The organism is Bradyrhizobium sp. USDA 223, assembly GCF_044909005.1.
In the GTDB taxonomy this organism is placed as follows: domain Bacteria; phylum Pseudomonadota; class Alphaproteobacteria; order Rhizobiales; family Xanthobacteraceae; genus Bradyrhizobium; species Bradyrhizobium yuanmingense.
Genome location: NZ_JBIYDR010000001.1, coordinates 3,161,624 through 3,180,775, shown reverse-complemented (window position 1 = coordinate 3,180,775; position 19,152 = coordinate 3,161,624). Strand labels below are relative to the sequence as shown.

The window sequence follows — 19,152 nt, the reverse complement described above, 5'->3', positions numbered from 1 at the left end:
GAACCAAATCATGACCACGGTCGGAATTCGCGGCACGTTCTTCGATTTCGTCGACGATCCCTGGAAGCACGTCGGCAACGAGCCGGCCTCCGCGCGCTTTCACCAGGACGGCCTCATGGTCGTCACTGACGGCGTGATCAAGGCGTTCGGTCCTTATGACAAGATTGCCGCCGCCCATCCGGGCGTCGAGGTCACCCACATCAAGGACCGCATCATCGTTCCCGGCTTCATTGACGGCCACATCCATCTGCCGCAGACGCGCGTGTTAGGGGCCTATGGTGAGCAGCTCCTGCCGTGGCTCCAGAAATGGGTCTACCCGGAAGAGCTCAAATACCGGGATCGCGACTACGCGCGCGAGGGCGTGAAGCGTTTCCTCGATGCGCTGCTCGCCTCAGGCACCACCACCTGCCAGGCCTTCACGAGCTCCTCGCCTGTTTCGACCGAGGAATTGTTCGAGGAAGCGAGCAGGCGCAACATGCGCGTCATCGCGGGCCTCACCGGGATCGATCGCAACGCGCCGGCCGATTTCATCGATACGCCGGAGAATTTCTATCGCGACAGCAAGCGGCTGATCGCGCAGTACCACAACAAGGGCCGCAATCTCTACGCCATCACGCCGCGCTTCGCCTTTGGTGCCTCGCCGGAATTGCTGAGAGCATGTCAGCGCCTCAAGCACGAGCATCCGGACTGCTGGGTCAACACCCACATCTCCGAGAATCCGGCCGAATGCAGCGGCGTGCTGGTCGAGCATCCGGACTGCCAGGATTATCTCGGTGTCTACGAGAAGTTCGACCTGGTCGGTCCGAAATTCTCCGGCGGCCACGGCGTCTACCTCTCCAACAACGAATTCCGCCGCATGTCGAAAAAGGGCGCGGCGGTGGTGTTCTGCCCGTGCTCGAATCTGTTCCTCGGCAGTGGCCTGTTCCGCCTCGGCCGCGCCACTGATCCCGAGCATCGCGTCAAGATGTCGTTCGGCACCGATGTCGGCGGCGGCAACCGCTTCTCGATGATTTCCGTGCTCGACGACGCCTACAAGGTCGGCATGTGCAACAACACGCTGCTCGACGGCAGCATCGATCCGGCACGCAAGGATCTCGCGGAAGCCGAGCGCAACAAGCTCTCGCCCTATCGCGGCTTCTGGTCGATCACGCTCGGCGGTGCCGAAGGCCTCTACATCGACGACAAGCTCGGCAATTTCGAGCCCGGCAAGGAGGCCGATTTTGTCGCGCTCGATCCGAACGGCGGGCAGGTCGCGCAAGCGTGGCATCAATCGCTGATCGCCGACGGCGCCGGCCCGCGCACGATGGACGAGGCCGCGAGCATGCTGTTTGCCGTCATGATGGTCGGCGACGATCGCTGCGTCGACGAGACCTGGGTGATGGGCAAGCGTCTCTACAAGAAGGGCTGAAGTCGCCGCGATGAGCGCATCTCCTGACACAGCCGGCCAGCCGGTCGCTCTCGTCATCCAGCGCCGCATCGCCGACGACGGCTTTGCTGCGTTCGCCCGGTGGAACGGTGAGGTCGGCGAAGTGCTCAAGACCTGGCCCGGCTTTCTCAGCCTTGAGGTGGTGCCGCCGCAACCGCCGGCGCATGTGGACTGGGTGACGATCCTGCGTTTCGCGAGCCCGGCTGCGGCACGTGCCTGGCTGCAGAGCGAGGTGCGGGCGAAGCTGATCGCGGAGGTGCAGCGCTTCTTCGTCGGTTCGGAGGACGTCCATATCCTGCCCGACACCGGCGTCCCGCGCGACAGCGCGGTCTCGGCCGTCATCTCATTCAAAGTCCCTGATGGGCTCGAGGACGCGTTCCTGAAATGGCAGCAGCGCATCCAGGCGGCGGAGGCCGAGTTCAAGGGATTTCTGCGGCACAAGATCGAGCGGCCGCTTCCGGGTCTGCATGACGAATGGATCATCATCCTGTCGTTCGATTCTGATGCCAACCTCAATGCCTGGCTCGACTCGCCGTTGCGGCAGACGCTGCTGAAGGAGGGGGCGCGCTTCAACGCCGGCATGAACGTGAAGCGGGCGAGCTATGGCTTCAATTTCTGGTTCCCGGCCGGCAAGACGTCGGCCCCCGAGCAAGGGCCCGGTTTCATCTGGAAGAGCAACCTGATCGTTCTCCTGGTGCTTTATCCCGTGGTCTACCTCTGGGGCTATTTCATCAGCGCGCCCCTGATCGACAGAAACGGCGTGCCGGTCTGGCTGTCGCTGTTCCTCGGCAATCTCGTCAGCACCCAGCTGCTCGGCTGGTGGCTGGTGCCCGCCGCCTTCAAGGCGCTCGACTGGTGGGTGACGCCGAAGGCTGCGATCAGTCGCCAGATCGCGGGGTACGTACTGCTCGCCGTGCTCTATGCCGCGTCGATGGGCCTGTACGCGCTGCTGCTCGCGTGGCATTGGGGACGGTGAGACCGTCAACCCATTGACGCGGAGGACGGTCGCGGGATATCGACGACCATGTTCGCCCTGACGTTTCTCGGGACATCGGCGAGCGTTCCCTCGGCGGAGCGCAACCATCCGGCGCTCCTCGTGGAAGCCGCAGGCAAGCGCGTCCTGGTCGATTGCGGCGAGGGCACGCAGCGCCAGCTGCTGCGCAGCGGCGCCGGCTTCCGGCGGCTCGACCGCATCCTGCTCACCCACGCCCATCTCGACCACGTGCTCGGCATCCCCGGATTGTTCTCGACGCTCGGCTTGCGGCAGACGTCCGAGATAATGACCGTTCACGGCGGCGCGGGCACGCTCGACCTCGTCACCCGCATGCTCGCCGGCCTGTGGGGCGCGGGCAGGGCGCCGATTGCCGTCCAGTTCGAAGCGCTGACCGAGGGACGAGCTATCGATACCGGTGAATTCGCCGTTGACTGTTTTCCGGTCCGCCACCGCGACACCGACAGCTTCGGCTTCATCTTCCAAAGCCCCGCGCGTCGTCATCTTCGGCCTGATCGCCTCATCGCGCTCGGTGTCCCCGACGGTCCCTTGCGCGGCGAGTTGGCCGCGGGCCGACCGATCGTGCTTGCCGACCGAACCATCGATCCGGAAGAGGTCCTGGGTCCTGCGAGCGGCGGCAGCAAGCTCGTCGTGATCGGCGACACCGAGACCACGGAGGGGTTGTCGCAATACGTCGCCGGCGCCGACATGCTGGTGATCGAGGCGACATTCCTTGATCGCGACGCGCCGACCGCGCGGAATTACGGCCATCTCACCGCGGCAGAAGCGGCCTCCTTTGCCGCCGCGAACAAGGTCGGACAGCTCGTGCTGACGCATATGTCGGGGCGCTACGAAGACGCAGAAATTCTCGCCGAGGCGGCAAAAATCTTCCCGAACACCCGGATCGCCGCAGACTTCGACCACATCGTCGTCTGATCAACGGCAGATGTGCGACGTGTCCCCCACAAGGGGCCGCGCGGACGACCTGTTGATCATCGAGCCGCTAGCAAGGCATCGATCGTCCGCTTTTTGTCGAGATCGCGGTCGGCCGGATTTCCTCTGTCATTGCAACACGACGGTCTTCAACTTGTAAGCCGCCGCGACACAGTCGTTCGGGAGACGATCTGGGCTCGTCGACAGATCCTGACCGACAAGTAACGTTGGGCGGACAGTGAAGCTAGGAACAGCAAGATCAGGCTCTGTCGCTGTTAGCATTAGCTTCTCGCGGTGCAGAGTCTCTGTCCGGAAAGCATTAAAGAGAGGCCATTCGGCCTGCATCAGCTTGAAACCAGTTCCGCTTAAGATCGGCACGGTGAGAAACATACATGCCACGGCGATGCTGATCGTATTGAGTTTGCCAAACGAAAGAAGAGACCCAATCCCGGCGAAGCCGCAGGCAAAACCAACGATTAGTAAAATCAGCACTTGATTGTTTGCTCTAGGAGCTAGATGGGTGCCCGTCGCGAAATACCCAACGAAGTGCGCGACGTATGAGCTGCCGAAGAGAAAAACTGCCAGACCAGCGAACAAAAACGCTTGCGCCGCGACATTACGCGGCTTGCGATGGAAAGAAGCCGCGCAAAGGTGGGCCGCCAGCGCCCACGGCATTGCGATGACGAGCGCTCTCGTCCAATCCAAGGGCGCCCGTTTGGCGGCCTCAAGTAGAGCTCCTAACACATTCCCGGCGGCTGGGAACTGCCCCATTCTCACGGAGTTTGCTGGCGCACCAAGAAGGATAGCGAATCCCGCCAACGTGGCTGCCAGCAATACGAGATGTGCTGCAGATTGGGGGCGCGGATGGCCTGATAGTCGCCTGAAGAGAAAAGAGCCGAGGACAATTCCGATCAACCAGATTGGCGTAAATTCGTTGCACAGTGCTGAAACAAACGAAAATGCAGCAAGCGTGCTGGTCTTCAGGGGGGAGAGTTCGTCGCCCTCCGCGGCGCTGACATAGAGCTCTGCCAAAACGATAGCGACCAGCGCCGCCGGGACCGCATAGCAAGCGACACCAGGCAGCCAGTACAGCAATTCGCGAGGATCCTCGCAGCTTGCAAAAACCGTCGCGACGAGGCTGAGAGACAGATAACCGAGCCGATCGGCTGGGACATGCCGATACAAACGTACCGCAACCCATACCATTGACCCTGCAAAAAGCAGGGCAAAAGCAATGAGTACTGAAGGGTAGACTTCGACGAGGTGCTGAACTGAACCGCGGGTTATTATTCCTGGTATTGTGATCAAGATCAACGGTACGACCCGACCGACGAGCGTTCGATAGAAGTCGCCGATTGATCCGACTAGGCCGTTGTCCCGGTAATTGTAGAAAAGGCAGTAATCATCAGATTCAGGATAAGCATAAGTGGCTGCAATCAAGAAGCTCGAAACAACGTATATTGGGACCGCCGCCGCGACAGCAAACAGGATTCCTGATTGAATGGCCTGGTTGCTGGGTCTGGATTTTACGATAGCGGAAGACATTCTCAAAGGGCTTCAAACGGATGATAAGGCTGGGCAAAGCATATTGCCTCGCAATTCCTCGTTGCAACCTGTTTTGGAGTGGCCTTCCATCCGTGGTTGCGCCTGTGCTATTGAGGTAACAAGGCAGAGCGAGGCATGGGGATGCAAGTGACGGACGTTGAGGGCGCTGTGGGGAGAGTGACATCCAGCCAGTTTTCACCACTGGGAATTTTCTTGATAAAGGTTTGCGCGGTCACTGTTGCAGCGATCGTTTTCGTCTATTTCTCCTTGGCAATTCTCGTTTCGACGGCTGAGGACAAATTCGCCGCGATGGGCGGTTCGGCTTTTTGGGTGTCCGTGGAATCTAAACTGGAGAAGCTCGCGTCTCAGCCAGATTTGCCGCCGGAGAAAAAGCAGAAGATCGTCGATACTCTTCGTAGGCTCTCTCAGAAATATCGACCCTACATAGATGCGTTGAAGGACTAGCGATCGAATCGCTCGTATCGCGCAAAAGGGCAAGCTTCCCGTATTCGGCCTAGCACCATGGGGAACGATTGATCAGCGATTGTCTTGACCTTGCGTCCCACATCACCTCTCAAGCTGACCAATCGTTGAACCAGGGACCGCCTCCAATTCTGTGACGATTCACGCTCGTGGATGACGGCGATTACCGCCCGAGGGGACGCCAGTCTTGGCCTTCTTAGCAGCCTGATACCGCTTCTTGGTGGCTACGAGCGATTGAGCGACCTATTGCTCAGGCTTTTCCGGTCAGCTTGGGCGTCCTCTGTTGCCTTGTTAACGGTTGCGGTGATAACTTGCGCCCGATATCCGAGTATGTGTCTATGGACAAGGTCGAGGACGACGGTTGGCGTCTTTTTCTTAGGTATTTTGGGCTTTTGTCATTGGTCGCCGCGCTCTTGAAAGTTGGCAGTCTATACATCGATACGCGCGAAAACCTGAAAGAGTCAGAATGCCGAGTTGCCTATTGGGAGGACCGCGCCCGTGGCCAGCCCGAACCGACATATCCCTCTGGATGCCCCAGCTATCTGTATTTCTACGTCAGCGGGCGATAGATTAGATGATCCGCAACAGCTTTTCGCGACGATGGTAGGCTGAAGAAGGCCGAAGGCGGCACTGATGCCGCCCTGCGCAGTACCGGTAAAAGTTGATCCGGATGGGGCGCTGTGATGGTGCCGGTGGAGGTGCCGATCGAAACCAACCGCCGCAGTTGTCGAATTCGTTGGTCCTTGGCAGCGCTATGAGTGATCGCGCCCTTGGAGATCGCATCGACATCCTGAAATCGCTCCCACCGGGTGATGTCGTACCCCAGCACGCAGTCGAAATCGGCTCGGCCGAGCTGAACATCGCGGATCAGATCCTGCAGCCCGTCCAGTCCCCGAATGCGAAGCCGCTCCGGCCGGCGTCAGCATAGGTGCGCACGATGGTGATGTGCCGCCGGGCTGCGTGTGCGGCGATCGCCGCCATCTGGTTCTCGATCGAATATCTCTGGGCGTCTGACGACATGCGGACATGTTGCGCGGCTTTCAGTCCCCGCAACGTGTCGTCGTCGGGAGGTACGGTTATCCGCATGAACCGGGCCCTGCTTGACTGCCGCAGCGGAGATTGGGCCAGAGGTGCAAGGGAGGTTTCCCGCACTGGCTGGACCTGAGGCGCGATGGGTATTTCGAAGGGACTGCGGGGCAATCCTGAGCGCGCGCATGGGAGCGAACGGCATGAACGATCCCGGACGAGCCGCACGAAAAGGGAAGCCACTCAAGCCAGAAAAAGGCGTCTGGCGCGGCTAACGATCTGTAGCCGAAAACAGGCCGTCAGCCGGAGCCGGCATTCGGTCTGTTTTGGTAGCTTTCGGACTAGACCCAGAACGCCGAGGCGGCTATATGACCGGCCTGCAAGCTGCTGATTTGCAAACCTTTCAGCCGGCCTTGCAAAACCTCCGAAGAAAGCTGAGCAATTTCAAGCGCTTCGGTGGGGAATGGTGTAACGGTAGCACAACAGACTCTGACTCTGTTTGTCTTGGTTCGAATCCAGGTTCCCCAGCCAATTCCGGGCGGTTTTCCCCACGGTGCGGTTCCAAACCGTTCGGGCGTAGACGCCAGGTTCATCGCCACATCACCACACGCGGCGGTTTGCCTCACCTGACATTCGCGTTTCCAAGTCGGATCGCGGCCCGCTCTATCGTCCTTGGGCTGCACAACCCAAGGAGATCCGCAAATGCCCTATGTCGATGGTTTCGTTCTCGCCGTGCCGAAGGACAACATCGAGGCCTACAAGGCGATGGCGACGACCGCCTGCGCCATCTGGATGGAACACGGCGCGCTCGATTATGTCGAATGCATCGGCGATGACGTTCCCTATGGAGAGCTCACCTCGTTTCCGCGCGCGGTGATCGCGAAGGAGGACGAGATCGTGGTGTTCGCCTGGATCGTCTATCGGGACCGCGAGAGCCGCGATGCCATCAACAAGAAGGTGATGGCGGATCCGCGGCTGAAAATGGAAGGCATGCCGTTCGACGGCAAGCGCATGATCTATGGAGGCTTCACCACGCTGCTTCGGGCGAGCGACATCGTGACGTGAGGGGGCCCGCTACTTGATCTTGTCGTAGGCGGAAGCGAAATCGCCGAGCGGCATCGGGATCGCGATCGTCTCCTTGGCCATGTTCTGGAACGAGACCTTCAGCTGCTTGCCCGACCGCAAGGCGGTGAGCAGGTCCGGCGCAACCGGGGTCGAGGCGTAGCAGCCGCGGTTCTCGCAGGTCTGGATCTGGAGATCGAACGCCTTGCCTTCGTCGACCTGGAGCTTGGCCCCGACGGGAAGGTTGAGGCCGAGCGGCAATTGCAGAAGCGCGATCGGCGTGCGGGTGTCGGGCGCGATGCGGATGTTGATCAGGACGACGGTCTGGCCGGTCTTGGTCAGCACCGCGTTCTGCTCCATGGCGCATTCGAGCGCCGCGTCGCGGCTTGCGCTGGTGCAGCGGACGATCCAGCCGGGCTGTCCGGAAGCCCCGTCAGCCTGCGCCTGCGTCGGGGCAGGCGCGGGCTGCGCGGCCGGGGCGGGCGCGGCGTTCTTCTTGGCGCCCTGCTGGGCGTGTGCTGCGCCCGCTGACAACAGGACAGCAGCGACAAGGGCGACAAGTCTGGATTGCACAGGCATGGGAAACCGCATTTGCGAACCGGGGTCTCGCTGTAGCGTCGCGGCAGGCGCGGCGCAAGCTTACTCGGCGGCTTCCTTGACGCTGCGGTGCTCGGGCGTCTCCTCGCCTTCGTCGTCCGAACGGCCCCAGGTCGAGAACCAGTTGTTGAGCTGGTCGAGATAGAGATAGACGACCGGCGTGGTGAACAGCGTCAGCGCCTGGCTGACGATCAGGCCGCCGACCATGGCGTAGCCGAGCGGCTGGCGGATTTCGGCGCCGGTGCCGTGGCCGAGCATGAGGGGCACGCCGCCGAGCAGGGCCGCCATCGTCGTCATCATGATCGGACGGAAGCGCAGCAGTGCGGCCTGGCGGATCGATTCCTCCGGCGTCTTGTGCTCGTCGCGCTCGGCGGCAATCGCGAAGTCCACCATCATGATGCCGTTCTTCTTCACGATGCCGATCAGGAGGATGATGCCGATCAGCGCGATCAGGCTGAAGTCGAATCCGGCCGCCATCAGGATCGCGAGCGCGCCGACGCCGGCCGAGGGTAGCGTCGACAGAATCGTGATCGGATGGATGTAGCTCTCGTAGAGAATGCCGAGGATCAGATAGACCACGACCAGCGCGGCGAGGATCAGGAGCGGCACGGTGCCGAGCGATTGCTGGAATGCCTGCGCGGTGCCCTGGAAGCTCGAGTTCAGCGTGGGCGGCGTCCCGAGCTCCGCCATCGCCTTCTGCACGGCCTCGGTGGCCTGGCCGAGCGCGACGCCTTGCGCGAGATTGAAGCTGATCGTGATCGACGGGAACTGGCCCTGATGGCTGATCGAGAGCGGGCGGACCGGATCGGTGGTCCAGCTCGCGAAGGTCGACAGCGGCACCTGGTCGCCGGTCAGCGGCGATTTCACGTAGAGCTTGTTCAGCGTCTCGAGATCGCCCTGCATCTCCGGCAGGACTTCCAGGATCACCTTGTAGGTGTTGAGCTGCGTGAAATATTGCGTGACCTGCCGCTGTCCGAAGGAATCATACAGCGTGTCGTCGATCAGCTGGGGCTGGATGCCGTAGCGGGCGGCGGTGTCGCGGTTGATCTTGAGCTGGACCGTCGTGCCCTGCGTCTGCTGGTCGGTCGCGACGTCGCGCAGCTCCGGCAGTGTCTGCATCTTGGCGAGGATCTTCGGCGCCCATTCGTTCAGCTCGTCCAGATTGGCGTCTTGCAGCGTGAATTCGAACTGAGTGCGCGTGGGTCGGCCGCCGAGCCGCACGTCCTGGGCCGCCTGCATGTAGAGGCGGGCGCCTTGGACCTTGTCGAACTGCGGACGCAGACGCGCGATGATCTGCTGGGCCGATGCGTCACGCTCATTGCGCGGCTTCAGCGTGATGAACAGGTTGCCGTTGTTGCCGGCACGGCCGCTGCCGCCGATCGACATGGCAACGCTGGCAACGTCGGGATCGGCCAGGATGATCTTGCCGAGTTGCTCCTGGCGTCTCACCATCTCCTTGAACGAGATGTCCTGCGAGGCTTCAGACGTGGCCGTGATCAGGCCGACGTCCTGCTGCGGGAAGAAGCCCTTGGGGATCAGCACGAACAGGTAGATCGACAGGCCGAGCGTGACGAAGAAGATCGCGAGCGTGGTGCGCCGCCAGGCGAGGGCGTGATCGAGCACATATTCGTAGCCGCGCAGCATCGCGTCGAAGGCGCGCTCGCTCCATTGATAGAAGCGGCCGTGCTGCACCTCGCCATGGGCGCGCAGGAAGCGTGAGGCCATCATCGGCGTCAGCGTCAGCGATACGAACATCGAAACGAAGATCGTCATCGCCAGCACCACGGCGAATTCGCGGAACAGGCGCCCGATAATGCCGCCCATCAGGAGCAGCGGGATCAGCACCGCGACCAGCGAGATGCTGATGGAGACGATCGTGAAGCCGATTTCCTTGGAGCCCTTGAAGGCGGCCTCCATCGGCGAGTCGCCTTCCTCGATGTAGCGCGTGATGTTCTCGAGCATCACGATGGCGTCGTCGACCACGAAACCGACCGCGATGGTGAGCGCCATCAGCGACAGATTGTCGAGCGAATAACCCACCGGCCACATCAGGGCGCACGCGCCCAGCAGCGCCAGCGGAACCGTGACGGTAGGAATGACCGTCGCCCAGAAGCTGCGCAGGAAGATGAAGATGACCATGACCACGAGCACAATGGTCAAGAGCAGCGTGAACTGGACGTCCTCGACCGCGGCACGGATGGTCGCGGTGCGGTCGCTGATGAGCTCGATCTTGATCGCGGGCGGGATCGCCGCCACGAGACGAGGGAGTGTCGCCTTGATCCTGTCGACGGTTTCGATGACGTTGGCGCCGGGCTGCTTGAAGATCACCAGGAACACGCCGCGCTTGCCGTTGGCCCACGCCGCCTGCTTGGCGTCTTCGGCAGCGGTGACCGCTTGGCCGATATCGCGGATTCGCAACGGAGCGCCGTTGCGATAGGCGATGATGACGTCGTTCCAGTCCTTCGCGTGGGTGAGCTGGTCGTTGGCGTAGATCGTATAGGCCCGCTTCTCGCCGTCGATATTGCCCTTGGGGCTGTCGACCGTGGTGATCGCGATCTGGCTGCGGATGTCCTCCATCGACAAGCCCTTGGCGACCAGCTTTGCGGGATCGACCTGAATGCGGATCGAGGGTTTCTGCTGGCCGCCGATGAAGACCTGGGCGACGCCCGAGAGCTGGCTGATCTGCTGGGCGAGCTGGGTGTCGACGGCATCGCTGACGCTGGTCAGCGGCAGCGTCTCCGATGTCGCCGACAGTAGCAGGATCGGCGCGTCGGCGGGGTTGACCTTGCGGTAGGTCGGGGGCGACGGCAGGTTCCTCGGCAACTGGCCGCTGGCCGCGTTGATGGCACCCTGTACGTCGTTGGCGGCGCCGTCGATGTTGCGGTTGAGGTCGAATTGGATGGTGATCGACGCCGTGCCCAGATAGCTCGTCGAGGTCATCTGCGCGATGCCAGGAATCTGGGCGAATTGCCGCTCGAGCGGCTGCGCCACCGACGAAGCCATGGTCTCGGGGCTGCCGCCGGGCAAATTGGCGGTGACCTGAATGGTCGGAAAGTCCACCTGCGGCAGGGGCGCGACCGGGAGCAGGGGATAGGCGACCAGGCCGACGAAGAGAATGCCGGCCATCAGCAGCGAGGTGCCGATGGGATATCGGATGAAAGGCGCCGAAATCCCGCCCCCGATCATTGCTGTCGAACCTTGTTCTGGGTCGGATCCGAGCTTGCTACCGCCGTCGACACCAGGCTTCCGGGCTGCACCTTGAACTGTCCACCGACGATCACCTGCTGACCGGGGCTCAATCCTTCCTCGATGACCGAATGACCGTCGATGCCATAGCTGACCTTGATCTTGTGCAGTTCGGCCTTGTTGTCCTGGTTGACCGTATAGGCATAGAGCCCGTTGGTGGAGCGCTGGACCGCGTCATCCGGAACGACCGTCGCATCATTCAGCGTTCGCACCAGGAGCCGCGTCGAGACCGATTGGCCCGGCCACAGCGTTCTTTCCTTGTTGTCGAACACCGCCTTGAGCCGGATCGTGCCGCTGCTCGCGTCGACCTGGTTGTTGATCACAGCGAGCTTGCCCTCGGCCAGCGTCCTCTTGCCGTCGGTGGTGAAGGCGATCACCTTGAGCGCGCCGGCCTTCTGGCCCTCGCTGATATAGGGGAGCTGGTCTTCCGGCGCGGTGAAGATCACGGCGATCGGCTCGACCTGCGAGATCGTGACGATGGCGGTCTGCGACGAAGCGTTGACGATGTTGCCGATGTCGACCTGACGCAGGCCTGCCACGCCGGTGATCGGCGCCTTGATCTGGGTGTAATCGAGCTGGGTCTGGGCGTTGGAGATCGCGGCATCGTCGGCGGCGATCTGGGCGGTGAGCTGAGCGACGGTGGAGCGCTGTGTGTCGACGCGCTGGGCGGTGGCGAATTCGCCGAGCTTCGTGGCGCGCTGGAGTTCGAGATTGGCATTGGCGAGACTGGCCTCGTCCTGCGCCTTCTTGGCCTTGGCTTGGTCAAGCGCGGCCTGATAGGGACGGGGATCGATCGAAACCAGGAGATCGCCCTGCTTGACGATCTGGCCTTCCCTGAATTCGAGCTTGTCGATCTGGCCATCCACACGGCTTCGGACCTGGACCGTGTTAAAGCCCTGAACCGTGCCGAGACCAGTGAGATAGACCGGAAAGTCGGTCTTCTGAACCGGCGCAACGCTGACCGGGACGGCGGAGGGGCGAGGCGGGCCTTTTTGTGCGGTCTGGGTTTTTCCAGCCTCGGACGTGCCGAATTTCTGCCAACCATAATAGCCCGCAGAAGCCACGGCCGCGATGATCAGAAGCCAAAGGATCGGCCGGGACTTGTTCATGTCGTCTCGTGTCGGCTCGTATGCCCTCGGCTACGACTATCGGGGCAATCGTACGGTTCCAGCATGATGTATAATACACGCCAACTTCCAGAGTAAACAGCACTATCGGGTGAGAATCCTAAACAATTGGAAAGCTTTGCACCGTGTAGGCAGCTCGCTGGCGCGGCGACGTGCAATGCCGCGTTTTCCCGCCGCGACCGGCCGGCGTGCAAGTCTTCCGCAGTGCGCGGAGCAGTGTGCTCGGGACGACCGGCCCCGCGCCGCGCCGCCTTTCGGATCTGCCGCAAGAACGGTGCTAAGTCGCGTCGTGGGCCGTTTCGGTTACCATGGATTTCGGCATCGCCCATTTCGGCGCCGCATCGACGGAGCAAAGCCTGGACGAGCTGAACGGCAAGCTGATCGCGTGCCAGATTCTGAAAGGGATTGATCGCGCGTGTCGCCAACGAGCAGCGCGATCCCTTGTGCTTTCTCACCGACTTTCGCGACGAGATCAAAGCCGTCGTCAACGGCGCCAACATCGCCGGCATGGACAGCACCGATCGCGTGCGCGCCGTTGCGCAGAAGACCGTCGACGAGTTGCTGTGGCTGATGAAACCCAGAGCGGCGATCGAGTGGCCAGCAATCGATTTGCGTCTAGGACGCACCCTTCGCTCAGAGAGCGGGGCAGTTTAGAATCGTTTTGATCTTGATCTATTCAAGGGTTCTCGCGAACGGCACGCATTGACCTGCAATTGTGTGGCCGATACCAACAGCCGACATTCGTTCGACGCGTGTGAACGACAGGAATTGGAGGGCCTTGTGCTCTATCCTCCAGCACCTCTCATCGCTCCCGTGACCAGGGCGACGCGGGTTGCGTCTTTCTTCTGGCTTCAGAGCATGATACGGGACAATCAAGCCCGGAGCATGATCTTTGACCTCGACACCGCGATTCAGGCGCTGGTGGAACGGCTCGGGCTTGACGATCCCGAAACGGTCAAATTGACGGGTATCTAGCACAATCTCATTCGCTACTGGGCCGAAGTATGAAGACCATGTCCTTCCAAGCAAGCCTTGCCGCAGCCTTGATGCTGGCGTCTGCCTGGCTCGCATCCCCCGTTTCCGCCCAGACGCAGAGCCCGCCGGCACCGGCCCCATCGACGGCTCAGCCGTCCGCTGCCGGAACCGTCCCCCCGGCAGCTGCGCCTGCGGCCTCGACGGCTCCCGCCGTCGTGGGCGCCGCCCCGGTGGCCGCCAATCCCGCGAGTGCGAAGCCCGAGGCGGCGGCCATGAAGGAATTGTCGCCCTGGGTGATGTTCATGTCGGCGGACGTCATCGTGAAGGCGGTGATGATCGGGCTCGCCTTCGCTTCGCTGATGACCTGGACCGTCTTCATCGCCAAGTCGATCGAGCTGTCGGTCGCCTCCGGCAAGCTGCGTTCGGCGTTGAAGAAGATTGCGGAGGCGCGCTCGCTTGCCGAAGCGCAGATGGCGCTCGGCACCAAGGAGGGCATCCTGCCGTCGTTCCTTGCGGCGGCGTTGCGCGAAGCGCGGATGTCGGCCGGCCTGTCCAGCGATGCCGGCATCAAGGAGCGCGCGGCCTCGAGCTTCTCAGAGATCGTGCGTGCGGAGCAGCGGCGCATCCGGATCGGCATGGGCGTGCTCGCGACCATCGGCTCGACCTCGCCCTTCGTCGGCCTGTTCGGCACGGTCTGGGGCATCATGAACAGCTTCATCGGCATCTCGAAGTCGCAGACCACGAACCTCGCAGTGGTCGCGCCCGGCATCGCCGAGGCGCTGCTCGCCACCGCAATCGGCCTCGTCGCCGCCATTCCCGCCGTCATCATCTACAACCACTTCTCGCGCGTGACGAAAGGCTATCTCGAACTCGTCAGCCGCGCCTCGGGCGCGGCGGGGCGGCTGCTGTCGCGCGATCTCGACCGCAGCCACGGCAGCGTGCATTCGCGCGCGGCGGAGTAGACCATGGCCGTTTCCCTCGCAGACAATGATGACGACGACGATTTCTCGGAAACGCATGACATCAACGTCACGCCGTTCATCGACGTCATCCTGGTGCTGCTGATCATCTTCATGGTCGCCGCGCCGCTGTCCACGGTCGACCTGCCGATCGATCTGCCGACGTCGAGTGCGACGCCGCAGAAGAAGCCGGACAAGCCGACCTATCTCAGCATCAAGCCCGATCTGACGCTCGCGATCGGGGAGAACGCCGTTCACCGGGCCGAGTTGATCGGAACCCTCGACGGCCTTTCCGAGATGAGCAAGGACAAGTACGTTTTCCTGCGCGCCGATCGCTCGGTGCCCTATGGCGAGTTAATGGGCGTGATGGAGCTCTTGCGCTCGGGCGGCTATACGCGGGTGAAGCTGGTCGCGCTGGAAGGCGCACCGGGGGCGCCTGTGGCAGGCGCCGCCCAGCCTTAAGAAGACGGAACGATGGCGGACGAACCGAGACCATCCCGGAAGCTCTGGATCCTGGCGGCGGCCGCCGCGCTCGCCCTGCATCTCGGCGGTGCTGCGCTCGCGCTGGCGCATTTGCACGGCGACGACGACGGCGATGGTCTCGGCGCGGCCGGAGCCGAGTTCGCGGTCGAGATGGCTTCGCCGGAGGCTCAGGAATCCGATTTGCCGACCGGACCAAACGACTCCGCGGCACAAGAGGAGCGCCCGGAGCTTCCGGAGCAGAAGGCCGAACTGAAGGAGACAGAACTTCCTCAAGATCGACCGCAAGAGGCCGAGGATCCCGATCGCATTGTCAGCGAAAAGGTTGCGAAGAAGGAGCAGGACGACGATCCAAAGGCGGCTGCCGTTGAAACGCCCGCCATGGAGGCTGCCCCAAAGCAGGTTGATATGGCCCGGCAAACGTTCGAGGACGCAACGCGCGAGGCCGAAAAGGCCCTGGCGCCGGTGGTTGGGCTCGGCAAGGACATCCTGAAGATCACGGTGGACTGGAACAAGAAAATCAGTGCGCGTATCAAGCAGCACCAGATCAATCCGGAAGGCAGAGAGAACGCCAATCAGAAGGTCACGGTGAGTTTCGCGCTCAACCGAAAGGGAAATGTGGTCTCGGTCGACGTGATCGCCTCGTCCGGCGACGCCGCCTACGATGCAGCTGCGATCTCGATGGTTCGCAAGGCGGATCCTTTCGAGCCGCCTCCGGTTCAACTGACCGAGGAGCGTTTCGAGCGCACCCTCGAGATCAACTTCGCGCCTGAGAAATCGAAGAAGACCGCCAACAAGAAGTCGGCTCAGCGCCAGTAGAGCCGGATCCCGACATAGACCACCACCAAGCAGGCGAAGATCAGCGCGACCGGGAGGGGGCGTTTCTGGGCTCCGCTGGCCGCGCCTGTCGCGAAGAAGCCAGCGTTCTTCGGCTTCGGCGCCGGACGCCGGAAAGCGGTAACATTATCCGCTGCCGGCTCGGCCTGGCGGGGACGGACATCGGGCGGTGTTCCAGCGCCACCCATCTCGACGTAATAGGCCTTGTAGATCGCACCGATGGTGGCCTCGGTGGCTTCGCCCTCGCTCATCTGCGCCAACAGGTTCCTGTAGCTGCTCAGGAACTCTTGGGCCTCCGGAGGCAGCGCGGACGCCCCGTTGAGCTTAGCCATCATCTTCCAGGTGGCGAAATCGGCGCGGGCGCGGGTGTCGGCGCGTCGCGCGATCAGCATATCGGCAGCTTTGACCAAGTCGGCCTCTGGCCTTTCGGCTCGTGTTCGGGTGTTCCGGTTCAACTACGCATTGCCGGTTAGGAAGAGAACAGCCTGAATCACATAACCGGTCAACGTCCGCAGTATTGCTGAAATAACATCAAGATTTAGACCTAACTGCGAGCCCGCCAGCGGCAGCAGGATCAAGAGCCCGATCAGGATCAACATACCGAACGGCTCGAGCCGGGCCAGCGGAAAGGCGAGGGCCCGCGGCAGCAGCCCAACCGCGACGCGGCCGCCGTCCAGCGGCGGGATCGGCATCATGTTGAAGACGGCCAGGATGGCGTTGATGATGAGGGCATTCTTGAGGTTGTCGGCAACCCATTTCGCCGCGCTCGCGGGCACCAGCGGCAGGGCATGGAAGGCGAGGGCGGTGGCGAGCGCCAGCAGGATGTTGGTCGCGGGTCCGGCCAGCGCTACCCAGACCATGTCGAGCCTGGGATTGTTCAGCTTGCGGAAGTTTACCGGCACCGGCTTGGCGTAGCCGAACAGGAACGGCGAATGCGCGAACAGCAGCATCGCCGGCAGGATGACGGTGCCGAACGGGTCGATATGCCTGATAGGATTGAAGCTGACGCGGCCGAGCTGCGCGGCCGTGTTGTCCCCGAGCCGGTCCGCGACGAAGGCATGCGCGGCCTCATGGAAGGTGATGGCGAGCACGAGGGGAAGCACCCACACCGACAGGTCATAGAAGGAAATGTTCACCAGCTCATCCGTTTCGTTTCGGCCCGCGCGATTTGCAAAGCTGGCCGTATAGGGCCACACACCTCTGCGATCCATCGTTATATGGCGTTCGATTCCGAAATTGCCCGTTGCAGATGATTTGCCAGCAATGCGGCCGGCCGCGACAGATTGCTCGCGCGGTGGAGGCGGATGTCCGCGGCCGGCAGCGGCGGCAGGCCGTCGCGTTCCGAGAGGACTCGGAGGCGCGGCGGCAGGGTGCCGGCCTTCACGACCGTGATGGCCAGGCCCTGTGCCGCAATCGCTTCGACCGCCGCAAGGGTCCGGCTGACGAAGGCGAGCCGCCAGGGGCGGGCGGCGGCATCAAGCGCCTCAGTGGCCCATTGCCGGAACAGGCAGCCCGGCGGATAGAGCGCGACGGACAGCGTGTCATGCGGCGCCCCAGCCGAGTATGACGCGGCTGCGGCCCAAACCGCCTGCTCGCGCCGCAGCAGCTCGCCCTCGCCGTGTCCTTCCGGATGCATGGCGATGACGAGATCATAGGCCTCGCCGAGCCGGGCCGGCATCGTGGCGGTCAGCCCGGTCTCGATCTCGACCCGGATCTCCGGATGGATCTTGGCGAATTGCGCCAGCAACGATGGAACGACGATGGTGCCGTAATCGTCCATCACCCCGAGGCGGATTATGGCCTCGCGCTTGCGGAGCGCATCGACCGCTTCTGCATTGAGCTCGAGAAGCCGCTTGGCATAGGCAAGCAGCTCCCGGCCGGCCGCGCTCAGTGCCACGCCCGACCTCGTGCGGTGAAACAGCCTGAGATCCAGCCGTTCTTCGAGACGCCTGATCTGGACGCTCACCGCCGATTGGGTGCGGTTCAACATCGCGGCCGCGCGCGTGAACGACCGATGCTCGGCAACGGCGAGGAAGGCCTTCAGAAGGTCGAGGTCGAGATCAGGCGAGGTCATGACGAAAGCTTATCCTGCTATGACGCAAATTCCATTCCCCGTTTTGGCGCGCCTCCTATGCTGCCCGCAAAGTCGATGGGAGGATTCGTGGGCGAGATCCTTGGCGTTCTTGCTGCCGTTTTGTCGAGCGGGCTCGGCGGGACCTCCGTCGGCGCGACGCGCTATCTCGTCGACAGCCTCGATCCGCTCGCGATCGGCTCGTTCCGGTTCGGCATCGGTTTTGTCCTGCTTCTGCCTCTGGCGCTGCTGCGCGGCGATCGCTGGCCGGAGCGGGGGGATTGGGCCGCCGCCGTCGGACTTGGCATTCTCTTCTTCGCGCTGTTCCCGATCCTGTTCAACGCCTCGCTGATCTTCACGACGGCGGCGCGCGGCGCGCTCGCGCTATCGACGCTGCCGCTGCTGTCGCTCGTGATCGGGGCCGCGCTCGGCGCCGAAGCCTTGACCTCGCGCAAATCCATCGGCGTCGTGACTGCGACGTTTGGCGTTGCGGTCGCGCTGCTCTCCGACCTCGCCTCGGCGCCGTCAGGCGCCTGGCGTGGCGATCTGCTGATGATGGCGGCTGCGCTGTGCATGGCGCTCTACGGCATCTGGTCGAAGCCGCTGATCCATCGCTCCAGCCCGATCGCCTTTACGACCATGAGCATGGCGGCGGGTGCATCCTGCCTCATCCTGCTTTCGTATGTCCGCGACAGCTTTGCTCCCGTCGCCGGCTTCGGCATGCCGCAATGGCTGGGAGCCTTCTATCTGGGTGCCTTCGGCGCGGCGCTGACCTTCTATCTCTGGGCCTTCGCGCTGGAGCGGACGACGCCGACGCGCGTCGCAATCTCGGTGACGGTCAACCCGATCACGGCATCGCTGGTCGGCGCCTGGCTGCTGAACGAGCCGCTGCGCTGGAATCTGGCGGCCGGCATCGTTGCGGTGTTTGCCGGGATCTGGATCGCAACGACGGAACGGCGCATCGAAGCGGCTGGCGCCTCAGGCTGATCGCGACCTCACGCTGGGATGGTCGTCTGATATTGCACCAGACCGTCGTTGAGCTTCACCCAGGCGAGCTTCTCGCTCACCCATATGTGCTCGGTCGGGGCGAAGGCATTGCGATCGTCGAACGTGGCGAGCGCCACGCCTGCCAGCGTGCCGTTGCGCCGCCAGGCGAACAGGCGCGTGCCGCACTGCTTGCAGAACACGCGGTCGATGTTCTCGGACGATGCGTAGCGGGCGGTCTCGCCCTCGACGCTGAGCGCGCGCTGGTCGAACTGCGCGCGTGCGAAGTAGGGCGATCCCATCGCCTTCTGGCAGATGCGGCAATGGCAGATGCGGACGTTGAGCGGCTCGCCCTCCGCCTTGAACCGCACCGCGCCGCACAGGCAACCACCTTCGCGGATCATGATGTC

At 62.7% G+C, this 19,152-nt stretch carries 19 protein-coding genes, 1 tRNA gene and 2 pseudogenes; 12 read left to right on the top strand and 10 right to left on the bottom strand.

Going from position 1 to position 19,152, the window contains the following annotated elements:
- The first annotated feature begins 10 nt into the window (after positions 1–10).
- From guaD to rnz, 3 genes are read left to right on the top strand one after another with little or no spacing between them, the layout of a single operon-like run.
- On the top strand, positions 11–1,408 hold the full coding sequence (gene guaD, locus ABIA40_RS14820; RefSeq protein ID WP_157282265.1) for a guanine deaminase: 1,398 nt from the start codon (positions 11–13) through the stop codon (positions 1,406–1,408).
- Positions 1,409–1,418: 10 nt separating this feature from the next.
- Positions 1,419–2,402 carry an antibiotic biosynthesis monooxygenase gene (locus tag ABIA40_RS14815; protein ID WP_404541746.1) on the top strand — a complete coding sequence of 328 codons (984 nt, stop codon included), beginning with the start codon at positions 1,419–1,421 and terminating at the stop codon, positions 2,400–2,402.
- 48 nt (positions 2,403–2,450) lie between these two features.
- On the top strand, positions 2,451–3,353 hold the full coding sequence (gene rnz, locus ABIA40_RS14810; RefSeq protein ID WP_404541744.1) for a ribonuclease Z: 903 nt from the start codon (positions 2,451–2,453) through the stop codon (positions 3,351–3,353).
- Positions 3,354–3,479: 126 nt separating this feature from the next.
- Here rnz and ABIA40_RS14805 read toward each other — a convergent pair whose 3' ends face one another.
- Entirely contained in the window at positions 3,480–4,895 is a 1,416-nt protein-coding gene (locus tag ABIA40_RS14805; protein WP_271547170.1) for a DUF6056 family protein, read from the bottom strand.
- Between the two features lie 141 nt (positions 4,896–5,036).
- Here ABIA40_RS14805 and ABIA40_RS14800 point away from each other — a divergent pair, with 141 nt between their 5' ends.
- A complete protein-coding gene (locus ABIA40_RS14800; protein WP_404541741.1) occupies positions 5,037–5,360 on the top strand; it encodes a hypothetical protein in 324 nt (107 codons plus the stop codon).
- A 568-nt stretch (positions 5,361–5,928) separates the two neighbouring features.
- Here the strand turns inward: ABIA40_RS14800 and ABIA40_RS14795 are convergent.
- Both ABIA40_RS14795 and ABIA40_RS14790 read right to left on the bottom strand, forming a co-directional pair.
- Positions 5,929–6,207, bottom strand: coding sequence for a hypothetical protein (locus ABIA40_RS14795; protein WP_404541738.1), 279 nt, complete (start codon positions 6,205–6,207; stop codon positions 5,929–5,931).
- Between the two features lie 38 nt (positions 6,208–6,245).
- A complete protein-coding gene (locus ABIA40_RS14790) occupies positions 6,246–6,464 on the bottom strand; it encodes a recombinase family protein (protein WP_404541736.1) in 219 nt (72 codons plus the stop codon).
- A 397-nt stretch (positions 6,465–6,861) separates the two neighbouring features.
- On the opposite strand from ABIA40_RS14790, the gene ABIA40_RS14785 reads away from it, so the two are divergent.
- A tRNA-Gln gene (locus tag ABIA40_RS14785) sits at positions 6,862–6,935 on the top strand.
- 171 nt (positions 6,936–7,106) lie between these two features.
- The gene (locus ABIA40_RS14780) at positions 7,107–7,469 is read left to right on the top strand and encodes a DUF1428 domain-containing protein (protein WP_271547167.1); all 363 of its coding nucleotides are present in this window, start codon (positions 7,107–7,109) and stop codon (positions 7,467–7,469) included.
- A gap of 9 nt (positions 7,470–7,478) precedes the next feature.
- On the opposite strand, the gene ABIA40_RS14775 is transcribed toward ABIA40_RS14780, so the two are convergent.
- Genes ABIA40_RS14775 through ABIA40_RS14765 form a run of 3 tightly spaced genes read right to left on the bottom strand, consistent with a single transcriptional unit; the run spans position 7,479 to position 12,418 of the window.
- Positions 7,479–8,045, bottom strand: a complete 567-nt coding sequence (locus tag ABIA40_RS14775; protein ID WP_157282261.1) for an invasion associated locus B family protein — start codon at positions 8,043–8,045, stop codon at positions 7,479–7,481.
- Between the two features lie 60 nt (positions 8,046–8,105).
- Positions 8,106–11,249, bottom strand: a complete 3,144-nt coding sequence (locus tag ABIA40_RS14770; protein ID WP_157282260.1) for a multidrug efflux RND transporter permease subunit — start codon at positions 11,247–11,249, stop codon at positions 8,106–8,108.
- Entirely contained in the window at positions 11,246–12,418 is a 1,173-nt protein-coding gene (locus tag ABIA40_RS14765; RefSeq protein WP_271547166.1) for an efflux RND transporter periplasmic adaptor subunit, read from the bottom strand. Before ABIA40_RS14765 ends, ABIA40_RS14770 begins: the two co-directional genes overlap by 4 nt.
- Positions 12,419–12,792: 374 nt before the next feature.
- Here ABIA40_RS14765 and ABIA40_RS14760 point away from each other — a divergent pair.
- The 5 genes and pseudogenes from ABIA40_RS14760 to ABIA40_RS14740 all read left to right on the top strand — a co-directional run bounded on the left by ABIA40_RS14760 (position 12,793) and on the right by ABIA40_RS14740 (position 15,669).
- Positions 12,793–13,090 (top strand): annotated as a pseudogene (locus ABIA40_RS14760) (hypothetical protein).
- Between the two features lie 126 nt (positions 13,091–13,216).
- Positions 13,217–13,411 (top strand): annotated as a pseudogene (locus tag ABIA40_RS14755) (PKHD-type hydroxylase); the annotation flags it as partial.
- Between the two features lie 29 nt (positions 13,412–13,440).
- Positions 13,441–14,373, top strand: coding sequence for a tonB-system energizer ExbB (gene exbB / locus ABIA40_RS14750; RefSeq protein WP_157282259.1), 933 nt, complete (start codon positions 13,441–13,443; stop codon positions 14,371–14,373).
- Positions 14,374–14,376: 3 nt separating this feature from the next.
- Positions 14,377–14,832: a TonB system transport protein ExbD gene (gene exbD / locus ABIA40_RS14745; RefSeq protein WP_036001202.1), complete on the top strand. Its 456-nt coding sequence runs from the start codon at positions 14,377–14,379 to the stop codon at positions 14,830–14,832.
- A gap of 12 nt (positions 14,833–14,844) precedes the next feature.
- Complete coding sequence (locus tag ABIA40_RS14740; RefSeq protein ID WP_275509500.1) at positions 14,845–15,669, top strand: energy transducer TonB; 825 nt, start codon at positions 14,845–14,847, stop codon at positions 15,667–15,669.
- On the opposite strand, the gene ABIA40_RS14735 is transcribed toward ABIA40_RS14740, so the two are convergent.
- From ABIA40_RS14735 to ABIA40_RS14725, 3 genes are all read right to left on the bottom strand, one after another.
- Entirely contained in the window at positions 15,657–16,079 is a 423-nt protein-coding gene (locus tag ABIA40_RS14735; protein ID WP_157282410.1) for a hypothetical protein, read from the bottom strand. The genes ABIA40_RS14740 and ABIA40_RS14735 overlap by 13 nt on opposite strands.
- A gap of 63 nt (positions 16,080–16,142) precedes the next feature.
- Positions 16,143–16,823 (bottom strand): site-2 protease family protein, encoded by a 681-nt coding sequence (locus ABIA40_RS14730; RefSeq protein WP_275500102.1) that lies wholly within the window; start codon positions 16,821–16,823, stop codon positions 16,143–16,145.
- 77 nt (positions 16,824–16,900) lie between these two features.
- The gene (locus ABIA40_RS14725; protein WP_275500100.1) at positions 16,901–17,761 is read right to left on the bottom strand and encodes a LysR family transcriptional regulator; all 861 of its coding nucleotides are present in this window, start codon (positions 17,759–17,761) and stop codon (positions 16,901–16,903) included.
- 87 nt (positions 17,762–17,848) lie between these two features.
- On the opposite strand from ABIA40_RS14725, the gene ABIA40_RS14720 reads away from it, so the two are divergent.
- Complete coding sequence (locus ABIA40_RS14720; protein ID WP_404541732.1) at positions 17,849–18,745, top strand: DMT family transporter; 897 nt, start codon at positions 17,849–17,851, stop codon at positions 18,743–18,745.
- An 8-nt stretch (positions 18,746–18,753) separates the two neighbouring features.
- Here ABIA40_RS14720 and ABIA40_RS14715 read toward each other — a convergent pair whose 3' ends face one another.
- Entirely contained in the window at positions 18,754–19,146 is a 393-nt protein-coding gene (locus ABIA40_RS14715; protein ID WP_271547161.1) for a GFA family protein, read from the bottom strand.
- Positions 19,147–19,152: the final 6 nt, after the last annotated feature.

Bases quoted from the DNA above. Each gene is read 5' to 3' on its own strand.
- guaD (WP_157282265.1), top strand. From the start codon at position 11: ATGACCACGGTCGGAATTCGCGGCACGTTCTTCGATTTCGTCGACGAT.
- ABIA40_RS14815 (WP_404541746.1), top strand. From the start codon at position 1,419: ATGAGCGCATCTCCTGACACAGCCGGCCAGCCGGTCGCTCTCGTCATC.
- rnz (WP_404541744.1), top strand. From the start codon at position 2,451: ATGTTCGCCCTGACGTTTCTCGGGACATCGGCGAGCGTTCCCTCGGCG.
- ABIA40_RS14805 (WP_271547170.1), bottom strand. From the start codon at position 4,895: ATGTCTTCCGCTATCGTAAAATCCAGACCCAGCAACCAGGCCATTCAA.
- ABIA40_RS14800 (WP_404541741.1), top strand. From the start codon at position 5,037: ATGCAAGTGACGGACGTTGAGGGCGCTGTGGGGAGAGTGACATCCAGC.
- ABIA40_RS14790 (WP_404541736.1), bottom strand. From the start codon at position 6,464: ATGCGGATAACCGTACCTCCCGACGACGACACGTTGCGGGGACTGAAA.
- ABIA40_RS14780 (WP_271547167.1), top strand. From the start codon at position 7,107: ATGCCCTATGTCGATGGTTTCGTTCTCGCCGTGCCGAAGGACAACATC.
- ABIA40_RS14775 (WP_157282261.1), bottom strand. From the start codon at position 8,045: ATGCCTGTGCAATCCAGACTTGTCGCCCTTGTCGCTGCTGTCCTGTTG.
- ABIA40_RS14770 (WP_157282260.1), bottom strand. From the start codon at position 11,249: ATGATCGGGGGCGGGATTTCGGCGCCTTTCATCCGATATCCCATCGGC.
- ABIA40_RS14765 (WP_271547166.1), bottom strand. From the start codon at position 12,418: ATGAACAAGTCCCGGCCGATCCTTTGGCTTCTGATCATCGCGGCCGTG.
- exbB (WP_157282259.1), top strand. From the start codon at position 13,441: ATGAAGACCATGTCCTTCCAAGCAAGCCTTGCCGCAGCCTTGATGCTG.
- exbD (WP_036001202.1), top strand. From the start codon at position 14,377: ATGGCCGTTTCCCTCGCAGACAATGATGACGACGACGATTTCTCGGAA.
- ABIA40_RS14740 (WP_275509500.1), top strand. From the start codon at position 14,845: ATGGCGGACGAACCGAGACCATCCCGGAAGCTCTGGATCCTGGCGGCG.
- ABIA40_RS14735 (WP_157282410.1), bottom strand. From the start codon at position 16,079: ATGCTGATCGCGCGACGCGCCGACACCCGCGCCCGCGCCGATTTCGCC.
- ABIA40_RS14725 (WP_275500100.1), bottom strand. From the start codon at position 17,761: ATGACCTCGCCTGATCTCGACCTCGACCTTCTGAAGGCCTTCCTCGCC.
- ABIA40_RS14715 (WP_271547161.1), bottom strand. From the start codon at position 19,146: ATGATCCGCGAAGGTGGTTGCCTGTGCGGCGCGGTGCGGTTCAAGGCG.